The organism is Pseudoroseicyclus sp. H15 (assembly GCF_054353345.1).
In genome coordinates this window covers 133,458-151,098 of record NZ_JBTHJE010000003.1, presented here as the reverse complement: position 1 = coordinate 151,098, position 17,641 = coordinate 133,458, and the positions used below count along the sequence as shown (strand labels likewise).

General features: G+C 70.3%; 13 protein-coding genes. 1 reads left to right on the top strand and 12 read right to left on the bottom strand.

Features of this window, described 5'->3' with window-relative positions:
* Positions 1 to 15: 15 nt before the first annotated feature.
* The 7 genes from ACXN5S_RS08215 to ACXN5S_RS08185 form a co-directional block, all read right to left on the bottom strand.
* Positions 16 to 2,133: an OmpA family protein gene (locus tag ACXN5S_RS08215; RefSeq protein ID WP_458604935.1), complete on the bottom strand. Its 2,118-nt coding sequence runs from the start codon at positions 2,131 to 2,133 to the stop codon at positions 16 to 18.
* A 176-nt stretch (positions 2,134 to 2,309) separates the two neighbouring features.
* Complete coding sequence (locus ACXN5S_RS08210; protein WP_458604934.1) at positions 2,310 to 3,095, bottom strand: FAD binding domain-containing protein; 786 nt, start codon at positions 3,093 to 3,095, stop codon at positions 2,310 to 2,312.
* Between the two features lies 1 nt (position 3,096).
* Positions 3,097 to 3,588, bottom strand: coding sequence for a (2Fe-2S)-binding protein (locus tag ACXN5S_RS08205; RefSeq protein WP_458604933.1), 492 nt, complete (start codon positions 3,586 to 3,588; stop codon positions 3,097 to 3,099).
* A gap of 341 nt (positions 3,589 to 3,929) precedes the next feature.
* The gene (locus tag ACXN5S_RS08200) at positions 3,930 to 4,502 is read right to left on the bottom strand and encodes a PqiC family protein (RefSeq protein ID WP_458604932.1); all 573 of its coding nucleotides are present in this window, start codon (positions 4,500 to 4,502) and stop codon (positions 3,930 to 3,932) included.
* A 2-nt stretch (positions 4,503 to 4,504) separates the two neighbouring features.
* Positions 4,505 to 7,513, bottom strand: a complete 3,009-nt coding sequence (locus ACXN5S_RS08195) for an MlaD family protein (protein ID WP_458604931.1) — start codon at positions 7,511 to 7,513, stop codon at positions 4,505 to 4,507.
* Positions 7,510 to 8,172 (bottom strand): paraquat-inducible protein A, encoded by a 663-nt coding sequence (locus ACXN5S_RS08190; RefSeq protein WP_458604930.1) that lies wholly within the window; start codon positions 8,170 to 8,172, stop codon positions 7,510 to 7,512. Before ACXN5S_RS08190 ends, ACXN5S_RS08195 begins: the two co-directional genes overlap by 4 nt.
* On the bottom strand, positions 8,169 to 8,846 hold the full coding sequence (locus tag ACXN5S_RS08185; protein WP_458604929.1) for a paraquat-inducible protein A: 678 nt from the start codon (positions 8,844 to 8,846) through the stop codon (positions 8,169 to 8,171). The genes ACXN5S_RS08190 and ACXN5S_RS08185 overlap by 4 nt, the downstream gene beginning before the upstream one ends.
* Before the next feature lie 543 nt (positions 8,847 to 9,389).
* Between ACXN5S_RS08185 and ACXN5S_RS08180 the strand changes: the two genes are divergently transcribed.
* The gene (locus ACXN5S_RS08180; RefSeq protein WP_458604928.1) at positions 9,390 to 12,983 is read left to right on the top strand and encodes a hydantoinase B/oxoprolinase family protein; all 3,594 of its coding nucleotides are present in this window, start codon (positions 9,390 to 9,392) and stop codon (positions 12,981 to 12,983) included.
* Positions 12,984 to 13,364: 381 nt separating this feature from the next.
* On the opposite strand, the gene modC is transcribed toward ACXN5S_RS08180, so the two are convergent.
* The 5 genes from modC to ACXN5S_RS08155 all read right to left on the bottom strand — a co-directional run bounded on the left by modC (position 13,365) and on the right by ACXN5S_RS08155 (position 17,466).
* Positions 13,365 to 14,456: a molybdenum ABC transporter ATP-binding protein gene (gene modC, locus ACXN5S_RS08175; protein WP_458604927.1), complete on the bottom strand. Its 1,092-nt coding sequence runs from the start codon at positions 14,454 to 14,456 to the stop codon at positions 13,365 to 13,367.
* Between the two features lie 175 nt (positions 14,457 to 14,631).
* Entirely contained in the window at positions 14,632 to 15,321 is a 690-nt protein-coding gene (gene modB, locus ACXN5S_RS08170; RefSeq protein WP_458604926.1) for a molybdate ABC transporter permease subunit, read from the bottom strand.
* Between the two features lie 4 nt (positions 15,322 to 15,325).
* Positions 15,326 to 16,054, bottom strand: a complete 729-nt coding sequence (modA, locus tag ACXN5S_RS08165; protein ID WP_458604925.1) for a molybdate ABC transporter substrate-binding protein — start codon at positions 16,052 to 16,054, stop codon at positions 15,326 to 15,328.
* A 27-nt stretch (positions 16,055 to 16,081) separates the two neighbouring features.
* A complete protein-coding gene (locus tag ACXN5S_RS08160) occupies positions 16,082 to 16,213 on the bottom strand; it encodes a hypothetical protein (RefSeq protein WP_458604924.1) in 132 nt (43 codons plus the stop codon).
* A gap of 176 nt (positions 16,214 to 16,389) precedes the next feature.
* Positions 16,390 to 17,466 carry a PA0069 family radical SAM protein gene (locus ACXN5S_RS08155; protein ID WP_458604923.1) on the bottom strand — a complete coding sequence of 359 codons (1,077 nt, stop codon included), beginning with the start codon at positions 17,464 to 17,466 and terminating at the stop codon, positions 16,390 to 16,392.
* Positions 17,467 to 17,641: the final 175 nt, after the last annotated feature.

The following is a 17,641-nucleotide window of genomic DNA, read 5'->3' as shown; positions in this document are numbered from 1 at the left end:
TCGTAGCCGCTTGCCTTAGATCTGGCCGCGCAGCAGGCCGGTGATGTTGCGCACCGCAGCCCGGCGGTTCTGCCGCTCGGCATCGGAGGTTTCGACCTTCAGGTCGGATTCGCCGTAGCCCTGCGTCACCAGGTTTTCCGGCGGCACATCGAAGTACTGGCTCAGCGCCAGCGCCACCGTCTCGGCCCGGCGGTCACTGAGCGCGAGGTTGTAGGCGGCATCGCCCACCGCGTCGGTATGGCCCTCGATCAGGAACACCTGACCCGGGTCTTCCTCCAGGATCGAGCTGATGGCGAGGCCGAGGTCGGTGATCTCGTCGGCCTGGCTCGGCTGGATGGCGGCAGAACCCGTCTCGAAGGTGATCGCGTCGATCTCCACCTGCGGGGCAAGCGCCCGCACGGCGCGGATCTCGCGCACCTGGCGCAGCGAGAAGGTGCGCCCGACGTCCGAGGCGATGCGGGCCGTCAGAGCGGCGCGCAGGGCAGCCTCATCCGAGCTGGCCGAGGTGCTTTCCATCAGCTGCGGCGCCGGCAGGGCAGAGACCGTCACCGGGTCAATCTCGGCGGTGTCGTCGAACAGCATGGTGCGGGTGCCATCGGCGCTGATCAGCGTCCGGCGAAGCGCGGTGCCATCGGCGGCGCGGATCGTCACGACCTGGCTGCCATCGGCGCGGGTGACGGTGGTGCGGGTCGAGCCGTCGTTGAACGTTTCGGTCTGCACCTCAGAGCCCGGTGTGCGCAGCAGCGCATCGTCGTTCTTCAGCACGCGCAGTTCGCCGTTCGAATTGACGACCACGCGGTCGCCGGAGTTCGAGACGACCTCGTCACCGTTGTTGAGGACAGAGCCGACAGCCACAGCGCCCAGGCCAAGGATCAGGGCCTTCTGGAAGTTGGTGAGGCCTTCATCTTCGTCCTCGGCAGAGGCATCCACCTCGGCATCGGCAGACTCGTCAGCAGGGGCCGCATCGTCACCGGTGGCGGGCGCCATGGTTTCGGCCATCGGCGCGGTGTCGAAGTCTTCGTCCGCACGGCGAACGTCGTCTTCCTCGACCGTCTCGGTGGTCACTTCGCCTTCGATGGACTCGTCGGCAGCGACAGAGGCCGCGGCGCTGGCGCCGGCAGCTTCGGCGGCAGCCGCTTCATCGGCCTCTTCCTGAGCCTGATTGGCCTCCTCGGCAGCCGCATCGTCTTCGCCCGCCGCGGTGTTGTCGGCGGCGGCATCGGCAGCTTCGTCATCGGCGACGGCGGCACCGGCGGTGACCTCGTCGGCCATCTCGGCTTCGCTCTCAGGCGCGTCGGCGCTTTCGTCCGCCATCTCGCTGTCGTCAGCGGTCGGGGCCATGCCTTCTTCGGCCGTGGCCTCGCTGTCGACGGCTTCACCGGCGTCGGATTGGTCCAGCTCCAGCTCGTCTGCCACCTCTTCGGCGCTCATGTCGCTGTCGCTGGCGGCTTCCTGCTCGGTATTGTCGGCAGCCTCAATGGCGGCCTCATCGTCCGCCACAGCAGCGCCGGCGGTGACCTCTTCAGGCATCTCCGCTTCGCTCTCGGGGGTGGTGTCGGACATGTCGGTTTCTTCGGCGGCCTGCTCGATGGCATTGCCGCCGCCCTCCGCCATCGCGTCGGCGGTGTCAGAGGCGGCATCTTCGGCGGCGCTCTCATCCTCGACGGCGGCACCGGCGGTCACATCGGGCTGCATGCCCATCGCGTCTTCGCTATTGCCCTCGTCGAGGCCGAGCTCATCGGCCACTTCGGCGGCGGTTTCGTCGGTCGCGGCATCGGCAACCGGCTCATCCGTCACGGCATTGTCGACCGACTCGGCTACGGCATCGGCGCCTTCACCCGCCATCCCGTCGGCCGGCTCGCCCGGCATGTCTTCGCCAGAGGAGACCTCAGGCGTGCCGATGCGCGAGATGATCTCATCCGCCGCGTCACCGGTGACGCCGAGTTCCTCCAGCCCGGCACGGAAGTCATCCTGCGTCTCGATCAGGGTGCCGTTCGGCCCGATGCAGGGAAGTACCGGCTCGTCGATGCCGCAATCGGGCGCCGCGCCCGCATCCTGTGCGGCGAGCTGCACCGGCGCACCGGTCAGCGCGAGAGCAAGAGCGGTGCTGGTCTTGAGAAAAACATGTCGCATAGGGGATTGTCCTGTCTTCTGCGGCGGAGCCCCGCTCCGCATTCGGCCCCTCCCTCGGGGCTGTTCTGGGCAGGAAACGGGCGGGAGCTGCAGAGCGTTCCAAGACGGTCTTCACAACGGCGAAGGGCCGCCGGTTTCGGCGGCCCTTTGGCAATTTTCGTGAGGGTTGGGGGCGCTCAGGCGGCGCCCGCGACTGCCCGGCGCAGCATGACGCCGGCCATCCGGGCACGATAGTCGCGCCCGCCGTGCACATCGGCGATCAGGTTGTGCTCGGGCAGCGCCAGCTCGGCCACCGCCTCGGGCGTGAAGCTGGCGGTGAGCGCCTCTTCGGCCTCCGTCCAGCGGAACACGCCATCTTCAGAGGCGCCCGTCACGGCCACGCCAACGCGATCCGCGTATTTCGCCACGAAGACACCGACGAGAGCGAAATGCGAGGCGGGTTGCACGAATTTCTCATAGGCCGAGGCCTCGGGGATCGGCAGCGAGATGCCTGTGACGATCTCGCCCTCTTCCAGCGCCGTCTCGAAGAGACCGGTGAAGAAGTCATCCGCTGCGATCTCGCGTTGCGAGGTGCGGATGGTGGCGCCGGTGGCGAGCGCCGCCGCCGGGTAGCAGGCCGAGGGGTCGTTGTTGGCGATGGAGCCGCCGATGGTGCCGCGCGTGCGCACTGCCGGGTCACCGATGCGGGAGGCCAGCGAGCGCAGGCCGGGGAAGCTCTCGCTGCCCGCCACGATCTGCGCATGCGTCGTGCCGCCGCCGATGACGAGCGCGCCGCCTTCGGAGGAGATGCCCTTCAGCTCGTCGATATGCATCAGCGAGACGAGCGTCTCGGGCATCGCCAGGCGCGCCTTCAGCGAGGGGATCAGCGTCTGCCCGCCAGAGAGCGGCTCGGCGCCCTCTTCGGCCAGCAGGGTCAGCGCTTCGGCGAGGGTTGTGGGGCGGGCAAGTTCGAAATCGTACATCTCAGGCCTCGACCGCTTTGGTGCCCGTAGGCTCCTGCCCCGAGGCCGCCTGCACGGCCCGCACGATGTTGTGGTAGCCGGTGCAGCGGCAGAAGTTGCCCTCCAACCATTGCCGGATCTCGGGCTCGCTGGGCTTGGGGTTCTGCGCCAGCAGCGCCGTCGTCGACATCACCATGCCGGGGGTGCAGAAGCCGCATTGCAGGCCGTGGAAGTCCTGGAACGCCTGCTGCACGGGCGACAGGGTACCGTCTTCGGCCGCGGCGCCTTCGATGGTGGAGATCTCGCAGCCCTCGGCCTCGAGCGCGAGGATCGAGCAGGATTTCACCGGGGCGCCATCGACGAGCACCATACAGGCACCGCACTGGCTGGTATCGCAACCGACATGGGTGCCGGTGAGACCGAGGCCATTGCGCAGAAGGTCCACCAGCAGAGTGCGGCCCTCCACCTCCCTGGTCACGGCTGTCCCGTTCACGCTGAGCGATACGTCCGGCATCGGCGGCCCCTTCTTTCCTGATCCGGGCGAGACCCAAGCACGGACGGGAGGGGATGAAAAGAGGGGGCGGGGCGCTGGGATGCAGGGGCGGCGGTCTTGGCGCGATGGCGGCCATCGGGTGCAAGGGTCGCGCCCGGTTCGTGGGTGGGCGGACGCGCCGCTCGTGCTGCGCGCTTTATCCCCGAAGCTCCGAACGAGCTCTCGGCTCCGAGCGACATCGCCATGCGCCCGCCCGGGGGGGGGCGGGTCGGGCGCGGCCCGCGCTTGATCAGCGCGGGCCCGTCCGTTGAGATGTCACTCGACGCCCCGGGCTATGGGAATTTGGAAAAGCTAGCCCAGTCTCAGCTCAGCCCGCCGCGCGCGATCTGCCGGGCGAGCTCGGCCATGGCGTACCCGCGCGCCGCCGCGATCTCTGCCGCGCCGGCATCCACCGCCAGCGGGGTGGTGATCGCGAAGAGGTGCGCCGAATCCCGGGCCGAGCCATCCAGCGCCGCGATGAAATACTGACCCGAAAGGCGGAACTCCCCGCTCCGCGCCGCGATCATCTCTTCCACCCGAACTTCCACGCGCGCGGCCGGATAGGGGTCGAACGGCCAGGGCTCCCCCGCCACGATCACCCCGGTCAGCGCCGAAAGCGCGCGCGTCAGCTCCAGCGAGGCGGCGCGGGCCGGGTCGTCGGCCCAGAGCAGGCCTTTCTCGGCCATCAGCGTGCCGTCGGCGCTCTCAACATAGATCTCGTCGTAATTGGCATACGATGGCAGCGAGACGTCGCGCACCTCCACCGACGAGAAGGCGATCGGGATCCGCTCCGACGGGGTGACCTGCGGCACGGCGTAAAGCTGGTCGGGGCCCGAGAGCACCGAGCAGCCCGACAGGCCGAGGGCGAGGAGAAGCGGCAGGGCAGCATGTCGCATGTCTAACGTCCAAGTATGAGGGAATTGGGTTGGCGTTCGATGGCGCGCGCCAGCTGAGAAACCGCCTGCGCCGCCCGGCTGATTTCGCGCAGGGCCGAGCGGGCCTCGCGCAGGGCCGGGCTTTCGGAATCGTAGCCCTGCAGCACCGTGCTGGCCGTGTTCGTCAGCGCATCGGCCCGGGCGATCAGCGCCGGCAGATCGTTCGAGGCTGCCGCAATGGCATCCGCCGCCGCGCGGGCGCTGTCGAGCGCGGCGTTGGTGTTCTCGATGGCGCCCCCGTCGCGCAGCTCCTCCAGCGCGGCGGAGAGCTCGCCGAGAGCGCTGTTCAGTTGCCCCGGAAGGGCCTGCGCCTGCTCGGAGGCAACCAGATCGGCGGCGGCAGAGGCGAAACGCTCCGCCTCGGCGCCGAAGGTCTCCAGCGGCAGGCTGTTGGCGCGCGCCACCAGGGCTCGGGCATCGTCCACCAGTTGCGGTAGCTCAGCAGAGCTGGTCTCAATGCTGGAGAGGGCCGAGGCGGCGGTGTCGATGGCATTGCTGAGCTGCGCCGCGACATCCGCCTCGGTGAGCGTGCCGATGATCTCGTTGGCGTTCGTCGTGGCTGCCGTCAGCTCTTCCAGCGCGGCGCTCACCTGGCCGGGGATGGCCTGCGTGGTCTCGCCGCCGATCAGGCTTTGCGCCGAGGTGACGAGCTGGCTCGCCTGAGCGCTGAGCGCCGGCAGCGCCATATTGCGCGCGTCCTGCGCCAGCGCCGTCAGCTCGTCGACGAGCGGCGAGATCCCCTCCAGCCCCGGCTGGGCGGAGGTCAGCGCCTGCGCGGCGGCATCGGCCGCCTCGGAGATGCGCGCCGCCGTCTCGTTCTCGTTGAGACCCGCGATGAGCTGCTCGACCTCGCTGACAGCGTCAGAGACACCGCTCAGCGCCGCGCTGATCTCGCCGGGCAGCGCCTGCGCGGTCTCGCCGCCGATCAGCGTCTGCGCCGAGGCGACCAGCTCGCCCGCCCGTTGGCCGAGCGCCGGCAGACCCATCGCGCGGGCCTCCTGCGCCACGGCCGTCAGCTCGTCCACCAGCGGCGGGATGCCTTCCAGCCCCGGGCGCGCCGCTTCGAGCGCCGCAGCAGCGGAATCGGCGGCGGCTGCCAGCCGCTCCGCCGTCTGGTTGTCGTTCAGCGTGTCGATGAGCTGCCCGGCGGAGGCCGCGGCATCTGTCACCTCGCCCAGCGCCGCGCTCACATCGGCCGGGATGGCCTGCACGGCCTCTCCCCCGACGAGCGCCTGCGCCGAGGCAACCAGCTCGTTCGCGCGCTGCCCCAGCTCGGCAAGGCCCAGCGCGCGTGCATCTTCGGCCAGCCCGGTGATCTGCTCGATCAGCTCCGGCACACCCTCGGCCGAGCTCTCCAGCCCTGCCGCGGCGGAGGAGACGGAATCCACCGCCGCCAGCACCCGCGCCGCCGCCTGCTGCTCTTCCAGCTCGGCGAGCAGGCCGGAGACATCCTCAAGCGAGGCCTGCAAATCGGTCATCACAGCCGCGATCTGCCCCGGCAGCGCCTGCACCTCGCTCGAGCCGGTGACGCCGCGCAGGTTGCCGAGCAGCCCGGCCAGCTCTGTCGGGACCTGCTTGATATCCTCGCTGCCCACGAGCGACGAGGCGGAATCGAGGAAGCTGACCGCGGCCTCCAGCAGCTCTTCGATCGGCAGCGCGTCGATGCGGGCCAGCGTGCCCTCGGCCGTGGCGCCCACGTCGATCAGATCGCCCGGCGCCGTCGGCAGCACCGGGTATTCGCCCGGCCGCTCCACCAGCAGCCCCGGCTCCAGGCCGTCGGGCTTCACCAGTTCCAGCTTGAGCCCGCCGGTCAGCAGGTTGGCGGTGGCGAGCCGGGCGCGCAGCCCCTGCCCCACCTGCTGGGCGAAGAACTCCAGCGCCTGGGATTCGCTGCCCTCGCCGTCAAAGCCCAGCCGCGCCGGCTGAATCGAGAAGACCACCTGCAGCCGCACCGCCGCCTCGCCGAAATTGTCGCCGTCGGCGATGCCGTTGAGGCCGGTCACCTCACCGATGCGCAGCCCTTCCAGCTCAACCGGCGCGCCGGGCGCGAGGCCGGTCACGTCCTGCTCGAAGACCGCCGCAAGGGTGAGCTCCACCCCATCGCGCCGGTTGAAGACGCTGGCGCGGGCGCTGCTTCGATCGGTGTAGACATCGAAGGTATCGCCCTGCTCGGCGAGCGTGCCGCCCGAGACGAAGGTGTCGAAGCTCACCCCCCCTGCGATCAGCGAGGCGATGCTGTCGAAGTTCAGCGCCGCGCCGGCGGAGCCGAGGGTGAAGGAGAAGCCCGAACTGTCCCAGAAACGCGTCGATTCGGTGACGAGGTTGTCGTAGGGCGCCTGCACGAAGGCCTGCGCCTCAACCGTCATGCCATCGTCAGAGACGCGGGCGGGGCCGATGCGGCCCACCTCGACCCCCTTGTAGAGCAGGGGCGCGTTGCCGGTGAGCGAGGTGCCGCTGGTGCGCAGGAAGATGGTCACGCCATCTTCGTCGCCCTCGTTGAGCGGCGGCTGCTCGTTGCCGGTGAAGGTGCGGGCAGCGTTGCCCTGCACATTATCCCATTGCCCGGCGAGGTAGACGCCGGAGAGCACCGTCTCCAGCCCCGTCACGCCCTGCGTGGTCACCTCGGGGCGCACCACCCAGAACTGGGAATCCTCGTCGACGTAATCTGCGACCTCCTTGTTGAGCCGCACGGTGACGCGCACCTGCTCCAGCCCGCTGGCGAAGGCCACCTCCTCCACCGTGCCCACCACCACGTCGCGATAGCGCAGTTGCGTCTCGCCGGCCTGAATGCCGGCGGCGTTACGGAAGAAGATCTCGATGGCAGGCCCGCGCTCAGCAAAGGTCTGCCAGGCGATGCCCAGCGCCACGACAAGCGCGGCGACCGGGATCAGCCAGACAAGCGAGACCCGCTCGAAGAACGAGCGGCGGGCACGCACCACGGGCACGTCGTCGATGCGGTCGTCGTCACTCATGACGCTCTCTCTTCAAGATGGTCGCGGCCGGCTCTCCGGGCTCCGGGGCCCTGGCCGAGGTTGTCCCAGATCATCCGGCTGTCGAAGCTCTGCGCCGACAGCATGGTAAAGACAACCGAGGCAGCGAAGGCGGCGGCGGCGGGGCCGGGGTGGATGGAGGCAAGGCCCTGCAACTGGACCAGCGCCGTCAGGATGGCAACGACGAAGACGTCGATCATCGACCAGCGCCCGACATATTCCACGATCTCGTACATCCGGTGCCGCGCATGCGCCCCCTCGCCGGCCCCGCGCTGCACCGAGACGGCCAGGAATGCGATGGCGATGAACTTCGCCACCGGGATCAGGACAGAGGCGACGAGAATGATGATGGTGATGCCGACCGCGCCATGGTCGGCCAGCTCCAGCGCGCCGCCCACGATGGTGTTCTTCGTCTCTTCCAGCAGCGTGTCGGTGACCAGCATCGGGTAGATATTGGCGGGCACGTAGGCGATGAGCCCGGCCAGCCAATAGGCCCAGACGCGGCTGATGCTGCGGGTATCGCGCGATTGCAGCGGCGCCTCGCAGCGCGCGCAGATGGTCTCTTCGATGGGCCAGACGCGACCGCAGCGCTGGCAGCTCACCAGCCCCGCCTCGCGCGCCGTCACCACCCCGCCGCTCATGCCTCATGTCCCCCCGCCGTGGAGGCCGCTTTGGGCGGTTTGCGGTTCGGCGCGGCCTCGTCGAGCGCCTGCCAGATCGTCCAGCGGCAGATCAGCGAATCCTGCGCGACGAGCAGCAGCGTCAGCAGCCCGAACATCCAGAAGGCCGGCCCGAAGCTGATCTGCGCGAGATCCGCCACCTTCACCAGCGCCACGGCGCAGCCGATCGCGAAGATCTCGGCCATCGACCAGGGCCGCAACCGCTCCGACCAGGCGAAGGCCCCGCGCGCCCCCGCCCCCGCTGGGCGGCCCAGGGCCATCGGCGTGAAGACATAGAGCAGCAGGATCACCCGGATCACCGGCACCAGCACGATCACGAACAGCGTCGCCAGCGAGAGCAGGAAATACGGCCCCCCCGTGAAGGCCGCCGCCGTCGAGAGGATCGAGGCCGAATGGCTCACGCCCGCCGCCCGGATGCTGAGGAAGGGAAAGTTCACAGCCCCGATGGTGAGGATCAGCACCGCCAGCGCCAGCGCGATAATGCGCGTCTCTGCCCCGAACCGCGGCGTGATCAGCACCTCATGGCAGCGCCCGCAGCGCGCCCGCTCACCGCGCCCCGGCGACACCACATGATAGAGCGCGTCGCAATTGGGGCAGGCGATCAGCTCTCTGGTGTCTGGTTCCGTGCCGCGCAATGCGTGCCCCCTGTCAGCTCGCCCCACTTCTACCGGCCTGCCGCCGCGAATACCACAAGCCGTTCGGTCCCGCCCCGGCGCGCCCCCTCAATTTCCCGCGCGCCCGCCCCACCTGCCCAATCTTACCCCAGGCGCCCCGTCACCGCGTCCACCAAGCCGCACCACCCCGATCCCAGCCGAGCGCGGCCTGCCCCGCCCCTGTCTTTGCTCCAACAAAATCCTCGGGGGGCTGGCGCAGCCAGCGGGGGGCAGACAGCCCCCCTCCTCGCGGCGCCATCGCGAAGGCGGCCGGGGCTGCGCGGCGAGGGGCTGCCGCCGGTGCGCGAGCGGCCCTCCTGTTGTGGCCGGCCCGGATATGATCCGGGCCGTTCGGCAGGGCGAGGGCGCCACTGGCGCGCTTGATTATCCTGCATGGTCCGAGGGGCTGCCCGCGGTGCGCGAGCGGCCCTTTCGTTATGGCCGGCCCGGATATGATCCTGCCTCACACTTGACCTTCCTTTCCGCCTCCCGCACCCATGCCTAAACCTCGAAGGAGAGCGGCAGATGTGGGATTTCTGGGTCGATCGGGGCGGCACATTCACCGATGTGATCGGGCGCGCACCGGATGGGCAGCTCCACCCGACGAAGCTGCTCTCGGACAATCCCGAAGCCTATGACGACGCCGCGGTGGAGGGCATTCGCCGCCTGCTCGGGCTGGAGGGCAAGGCCCCCCTGCCCCCCGGCGCCGTGGGCCGCATCCGCATGGGCACCACCGTCGCCACCAACGCGCTTCTGGAGCGCAAGGGCGCCCGCGTGCTCCTGATGGTGACGAGAGGCTTCCGCGATGCCCTGCGTCTCGGCTACCAGGCCCGGCCCGAGATCTTCGCCAAGGAGATCCACCTGCCCGAGATGCTCTACGAGCGCGTGGCCGAGGTCGACGAGCGGCTCACCGCCGATGGCTCGGTGCTGGAAGAGCTGTCCCCGGACAGCGCCCGCGCGGCCATGGAAGAGGCGCGCGCCGAAGGCATCACCTCGATCGCCATTGCGCTGATGCACGGCTGGCAGAACCCGGCGCATGAGATCGCGCTGGCCGAGATGGCGAAGGACATGGGCTTCACGCAGGTTTCCGTCAGCCACGAGGTCTCGCCGCTCATCAAGTTCGTCGGCCGGGGCGACACCACGGTGGCGGATGCCTACCTCTCCCCGATCCTCTCCGCCTACGTCGCCCGCGTGGCGAAAGCCCTCGGGACGCAAGGGGACGACGGCCCGCGGCTCGAATTCATGATGTCCTCCGGCGGCCTCACCGCCGCCGACCGCTTTCGCGGCAAGGATGCCATCCTCTCCGGACCCGCGGGCGGCGTCGTGGGCATGGTGCTCTCCGCCAAGGCGGCGGGCTTCGACAAGGTCATCGGCTTCGACATGGGCGGCACGTCGACCGACGTCGCCCATTCCGCCGGCGAGTACGAGCGCGCCTTCGACACCGAGGTCGCCGGCGTGCGCATCCGCGCGCCCATGATGCGCATCCATACCGTCGCGGCGGGCGGCGGCTCGATCCTGCATGCCGAGCCCGGGCGCTTCCGCGTCGGGCCGGACTCAGCGGGCGCCGACCCCGGCCCCGCCTGCTACCGGCGCGGCGGCCCGCTGACGGTGACAGATGCCAACCTGATGCTCGGGCGGCTCCGCCCCGAGTTCTTCCCCGCCATCTTCGGCCCCGATCAGGACCAGCCGCTCGATGCCGAGACGGTCGAGGCCGCCTTCGCCGAAATCGCGAAAGCCGAGGGCAAGGCCCCCGAGGAGGTGGCCGAGGGCTTCCTGCGCATCGCCGTCGCCAACATGGCGAACGCGATCAAGAAGATCTCCGTCCAGCGCGGCTACGACGTGACGCGCTACCTGCTCAACTCCTTCGGCGGCGCCGGCGGGCAACACGCCTGCGCCGTCGCCGATGCGCTGGGGATGAAGGCGGTGCTGGTGCACCCGCTCTCGGGCCTCCTCTCGGCCTACGGCATCGGCCTCTCCGGCATCTCCGCCACGCGCCAGCAGGGGCTGTTGAAGCCGCTGGCCGAGGGCGAGCTAGATGCGCTGACGGCGCTGGAGACCGAGCTGGCCGAGGCCGTTGAGGGCGAGATCACCGCCCAGACCGACGCGCCGCAGGGCCGCGCCACCCGCCTGCACCTGCGCTACGAGGGCACCGACACGGCGCTGCCGGTGACCTGGGCGGGCGAGATCGCCGCCGCCAAGGAGGCCTTCGAGGCCGCCCACAAGGCCCAGTTCGGCTTCATCACCCCCGCCCGCCCCCTGATCGTGGAAGCGGTGGAGGTCGAGGGCTGGGAAGTGCCCGACGACGCCGCCCCCGCCCGCGAGGAGCTCTTCGAGGCGCATGAGCCCGAGGCCCCCAGCAGGGCGCGCCTCTATGCCGGCGGCTGGCACGAGGCGGGCGTGTGGACCCGCGATGAGCTCTCCACCGGCGCCCGACTGAACGGCCCGGCGCTGATCATCGAGCCCAACCAGACGATCCTCGTCGAGCCCGGCTGGCAGGCCGAGCTGACCAAGGGCGACGAGATCCTCATGCGCCGGGTGCAGGCCGCGGCGCGCGAAGAGGTGCATGGCGCGGCAGAAGCCGACCCGATCCTGCTGGAGGTCTTCAATAACCTCTTCATGAACATCGCCGAGCAGATGGGGCTGGCGCTGCAGATGACCGCGCAGTCGGTCAACATCAAGGAACGGCTCGATTTCTCCTGCGCCGTCTTCGACAAGACCGGCGCGCTGGTCGCCAACGCCCCGCACATGCCGGTGCACCTCGGGAGCATGGACCGCTCGGTCGAGGCGATCATCCGCCAGAACGAGGTGGTGCGCCCCGGCGACGCCTGGGCCCTTAACGCGCCCTATAACGGCGGCACCCACCTGCCCGACATCACCGTCGTCTCGCCGGTCTTCGACGATGCCGGCGACGAGCTGCTCTTCTGGGTCGCAAGCCGGGGCCACCATGCCGACGTGGGCGGCACGGCCCCCGGCTCGATGACGCCGCTCGCCACGAACGTGGACGAGGAAGGCGTGCTGATCGACAACTTCCAGATGGTCGCCGCCGGGGAGTTCCGCGAGGAGGCGCTGCAAACCCTCCTGACCGACCACCCCTATCCCTGCCGCAACCCGGCGCAGAACATCGCCGACCTCAAGGCCCAGCTCGCCGCCAATGAGCGCGGCGCGGCGGAGCTGCGGCGGATCACCGAGGAGTTCGGGCTGGAGGTCGTGCAGGCCTACATGGGCCATGTGCAGGACAATGCCGCCGAAGAGGTCGCCCGGCTGATCGCCAGGCTGGACGACTGCGAGGCCGAGTACGAGACCGACAGCGGCCAGGTCATCCGCGTGAAGATCACGGTAGACCGCGAGGCGCGGCGGGCGACAGTGGATTTCACCGGCACGTCAGACGCGCGGGAGAACAACTTCAACGCGCCGGAGCCGGTCGCCCGGGCGGCGGTGCTTTACGCCTTCCGCGTGATGGTCGAGGCGCCGATCCCGATGAACGCCGGGTGCCTGCGGCCCATCGACATCGTCATCCCCGAAGGCTCGATGCTCCGCCCCGCCTATCCTCGCGCGGTGGTGGCGGGCAATGTCGAGACCTCGCAGCACGTCACCAACGCGCTCTTCCAGGCGCTGGGGGCGCTGGCGAATGCCCAAGGCACGATGAACAACACGACCTTCGGCAACGAGACCTACCAGTATTACGAGACCATCTGCTCCGGCTCGCCCGCCGGGCGGCTGAACGACGGCACGGGCTTTGCCGGAACCGCCGGGGTGCATACCCACATGACGAACTCGCGGCTGACGGACCCGGAGGTGCTGGAGGCGCGCTACCCGGTGCTGCTGGAGGAGTTCTCGCTGCGCGAGGGCTCTGGCGGGGGCGGGGCGTTCCCCGGCGGAGACGGCACGCGGCGGGTGCTGCGGTTCCTCGAGGAGATGGACCTCGCGGTGCTCACCTCGCATCGCCACCGCCCGCCGGAGGGCATCGGCGGGGGCGGCCCGGGCGAGACCGGCAAGACGGAGGTGCGGCGTTCGGATGGGACCGTGGAGGAGCTGGCGAACTGCGCGCAGACGCGGCTGGCGCCGGGCGAGGCGGTGATAATGACGACCCCGACGCCGGGCGGATACGGAGAGGCGTGACCCTCGTGGGGTGGGTTTTCAACCCACCCTCCCTTTCTGCTGGCGGGTTGCCCCACCAACGGTCGTCCCGCGGATTTCCTAAAGAGGGCTTCTGTGCGGCGTACCCCCTGCCCCGCACTAACGCCGCCGCTGCGTCCCCCGCGCGGAATCAAGGCCGGAGGCCGCCGCGCGAGCGCCGGCCCGTCCCGGCGGGCTGGCGCTCTGGCTGAGCTTGGTACTCAGCGCACCGCGGGGATGGGCTTGGCTGGCATAAAGCACTCCGGCTGCGAAGTCGGAGCGCCACCCCACCGACCGGCGTGAGACGTGGTCTCTCGCGGTAGCGTTTCTCAGCGAACGTGCCGATGAGAGAGGAGGCAACCGAACGCCCCTCTCCCGCACCCCTTACCCGCCCCCCAGATCCGCCGGCCCAATTGCAACGGACTTCACGATCGCTGTCAGCTCCTGCCCCTCCTCCAGCGCCATCGCCTCCGCCGAGCGGGCCGTGACGCGGGCGAGCAGCGCGTCCTCGCCGCAGCTCAGCCGCACCATGACGCCCGGGCCCTTGCCGCGATGCAGCTCTGCGACCCGACAGCGCAGCAGGTTGAGCGCCGAGAGGCCGCGGGGCTCCTCCAGCGCCAAGATCACATCCGAGGCCGCGATGCGCACCGGGATGCGGGCGCCCTGCCCGGCCGTGACGCCGGCCAGATGCAGGGTGCCGCCGCTCAGATGCACTTCCGTCAGCCCGTCGGGCGCAGAGGCCCCGACCCGACCCTCCAGCACCGCGCCGGCCTCGCGCGGGCCGAGAAGCTCCGCAGCCTCGGGGTCGGCCAGCAGCTCCGCCGCCGGGCCGGCGCGCAGAACCTGTCCGTCGCCGATCAGCACGAGGCGGGAGGCGAGGCGGGCGACCTCGGGCAAGGCGTGGCTGACGAAGAGGATCGGCAGGCGGGCATGATCTCGCAGACGCTCCAGATACGGCAGAATCTCTTCGCGGCGGGCGGCGTCGAGGGAGGCGAAGGGCTCGTCGAGCATCAGGACGCGCGGCTCGGCCAGGAGCGCCCGGCCGATGGCGACCCGCGCGGCCTCTCCGCCCGAGAGGCCAGAGGGGCGGCGGGGGAGGAGCGCGCCGATGCCCAGCATCTCCACCACCTCCGCCTCGCGGGCCGGGTTCGCCGGCAGGCGGAGCGCGCGGCGCCCGTAGCGCAGGTTCTGCTGGACGGAGAGATGCGGGAAGAGCCGCGGCTCCTGGAAGACCAGCCCGAAGCGGCGGCGATGCGGGGGCAGGTTCGCCCCCGCATCGCTGTCAAAGACCGCGGCGCCGTCCACCGCGATGCGCCCCTCGTCCGGTGTCATCAGCCCGGCGACGGCGCGGAGGACGGAGCTCTTCCCGGCACCCGAGCGGCCGAAAAGCGCGGTGACGCCGGGGGGTGCTTCGAAGGCGATGTCGAGTGCGAAGCCGGGCGACAGGCGGTGGCGGAAGGTGACGCCAAGGCTCATGGCGCGGAGCCTGTGGCACGGGCGGAGGGGGGCGCTGCCCCCCGCTGGCGCTCCCCCCGGGATACTTGGAGAAAAGCGAGCGAGGAGGAGCGGCTCATGTGCCCACCCGGCGGGATATCCTTCATGCGCCCACCCGGCGGGATACCCTTCATGCGCCCACCCGGCGGGATACCCTTCATGCGCCCACCCGGCGGGCGACGCGGGCGGCGAGCCATTCGGAGAGGAGGAGCGCGGCCAGCGATAGCGCGATGGAGACGAGGGTGAGGCGGAGGGCGGGGCCCTCGCCTCCCGGCGCCTGCAGGAAGGCGTGGATGGCGCTGGCGATGGTGCGCGTCTCGCCGGGGATATTGGCCACGAAGGTGATCGTGGCGCCGAACTCTCCCAGAGCCTTGGCGAAGGCGAGGACGAAGCCGGCGAGCAGGCCCGGCGCGATCAGCGGCAGCGTGACGGTGGCGAAGACATGCGCGCGGGCACCGCCGAGCGTGGCGGCTGCCTCCTCCAGCCGCCGGTCGACCGCCTCGATTGACAGACGGATGGCACGCACCATGAGGGGGAAGCCCATAACGGCGGCGGCGAGCACCGCGCCTGTCCAGCGGAAGGCGAGCGGCAGGCCGATGGCCTCCAGCGCGCGGCCCATCGGCGCCTCGGGGCCGAAGGCGAGGAGGAGCAGGTAGCCGGTGACGACCGGCGGCATGACCAGCGGCAGGTGCACGAGGGCGGAGAAGAGGCTGCGGCCTGGGAAGCGGCCCCGCGCGAGGGCATAGGCGGCGGCGAGGCCGAAGGGCAGCGAGACCAGCGCCGCGCAGATGGCGACGCGGAACGAGAGTGCCACCGCCTGCCATTCCTGCGGCCCGAGCCCCGTCACCGCGTCACTCCGGCAGCGGCAGGAAGTCGGCCTGGGTAAAGATCGCCAGGGCCTCCGGACTTTGCAGGTAGCTCAGGAAGTCTTCCGCCGGGCCGGGCGTGAGGGCCGCCCCGGGATAGGTGATCGGGGCGTGGCTCTCTTCGGGGAAGGTCGCGGCGATGCTCACGCGCGGCTCGGCGGCGGCATCGGTGGCGTAGACGATGCCATAGGGCGCGGCGCCGAGCGCGACGAGATCGAGCGCGGCGCGGACGTTGTCGGTTTCGGCGAGGCGGGGGGCGAGCGCCTCCCAGAGGCCGAGGTGGGTCAGCGCCTCGCGGCCGTAGATGCCGGCGGGCACGGCCTCTGTCAGCGCCATGGCGAGGCGGCCGTGGCCCAGCGCTACCGGCAGATCGGCGAGGGCGAGGTCTCCGGGGGCGCGGGCGACGAGGACGAGGGCGTTGCCCCAGAGATTGGCGCGGCTGCCGGGGACGATGCGGCCATCGGCCTCGACGGCATCCATCCAGTCCTCGTTGGCGGAGAGGAAGGCATCGGCAGGGGCGCCGGCCATGATCTGCCGGGCGAGGACGGAGGAGCCGGCGTAGGAGATGGCCGTGTCGTGGCCCGTCTCATCGGCCCAGAGCTCGGCTGCCTCGTCGAGCGGGCCGGCGAGGGAGGCCGCGGCGAAGATGGTGATGCGCTCGGCCAGGGCCGGGAGGGGGGCGAGACAGACCAGGAGAGCGAGCGTGCGGATCATGGCGCCATGCATCCCATCGGGCGGGCGCTATGGCAAGGCGGGCGTGGGGTGGTGCATGGATGTCAGCGCCTCACCGACGTTGACGATGTCGATGGCCCGTGCCGACCATGCGCGGGCCGCGCCCGACCTGCCCCACGAGCGGGCGTGTGTCGATGTCATTCGCAGCTCAGAGCTCGTCGGGGGCTTCAGGGATAAACCGCGTAGCAGGAGCGCCGTGTCCGCCACCCGCGGGTCGGGCCCGGCCCTTTCTCTTGCGGCAGCGGGGGGCTTAAGCGGCGCTTCCCGAGGTCAATGCGAACGGACATAGACCAGCCATTCTGGCGGTCACCAGCCCCCTACCCGAACAGTGAGAGCTGGTCGCCCGGCTTCGGCGGCACCGCGAACAGATCCGTCCGAAGCGGCGGCAGCTTGCGCGAAAGGCCGTGGCGCTCGGTCGCCAGGGCGAAGCGGTGGCGCAGGAGCTCGGCCCAGGTGCCGCGCCCCGTCATGCGGCGGCCCCATTCGGGGTCGTAATCCTTGCCGCCATGCAGCTCCTGCACCCGGCCCATCACCCGCGCGGCACGATCGGGGTAGTGCTCGGTCAGCCAGTCGCGAAAGAGCGGCGCGACCTCCAGCGGCAGGCGGAGGACGATGTAGCTGGCGGCGACCGCGCCAGCCTCGGCCCCAGCCTCAACCAGCTTCTCCAGCTCGTGATCCGTCAGCGCCGGCACCACCGGTGCGATCATCAGGCGGACGGGAATGCCAGCCTCCGACAACCTGCGGATCGCGGTCAGCCGGCGCTGCGGTACCGGCACGCGCGGCTCCATCGCGCGGGAAAGGCCCACGTCCAGCGTGGTGATGCTCAGGCCGACGCGCACCAGCCCCTGCTCGGCCATGGGGGCCAGCACGTCGATATCGCGTTCGATCAGGGTGCCCTTGGTGGTGATCGCCACCGGGTGGCGATGCGCGGCCAGCACCTCCAGCAGGCGGCGCATCACCTGGCGCTCTTTCTCGACCGGCTGGTACGGGTCGGTATTGGTGCCAATCGCGATCACCTGCGGCTTGTAGCCGGGCGCCGCCAGCGCCTTCTCCAGCAGCGCCGGGGCGCTCGGCTTGGCGACCAGCCGGGTCTCGAAATCGAGACCCGGCGACATTCCCAGCCAGGCATGGCTCGGCCGGGCGAAGCAATAGATGCAGCCGTGCTCGCAGCCCCGGTAGGGGTTGATCGAGATGTCGAACGGAATGTCGGGCGAGCTATTCTTCGCCAGGATCGAGCGCGGAAACTCTTCGCTCACCTCGGTGCGCAGCGGCAGCTCTTCCTCCGGCAGATCCCAGCCGTCCCACACCCGCTCTTTATGCGCGCGGTCGTAGCGGTTGGCCGGGTTGCCCCTTGCCCCGCGCCCGCGCCGCCGCTCCTGCTCGATAATGTCCATACACCCGAATATAGAACAAAACATGAACACATGAAAGAGCCTCATGATCGCCGCCCGGAGATTTCCATTGACCCCGCGTCGGTTGCATCTCAACTGAAGTCGTATTCTGGAAAGCCCCCCGCCCTATGTTGGCCCATGGGAAGGGGCGAGCCACTCTGCCGCGAAAGGGCGCCAC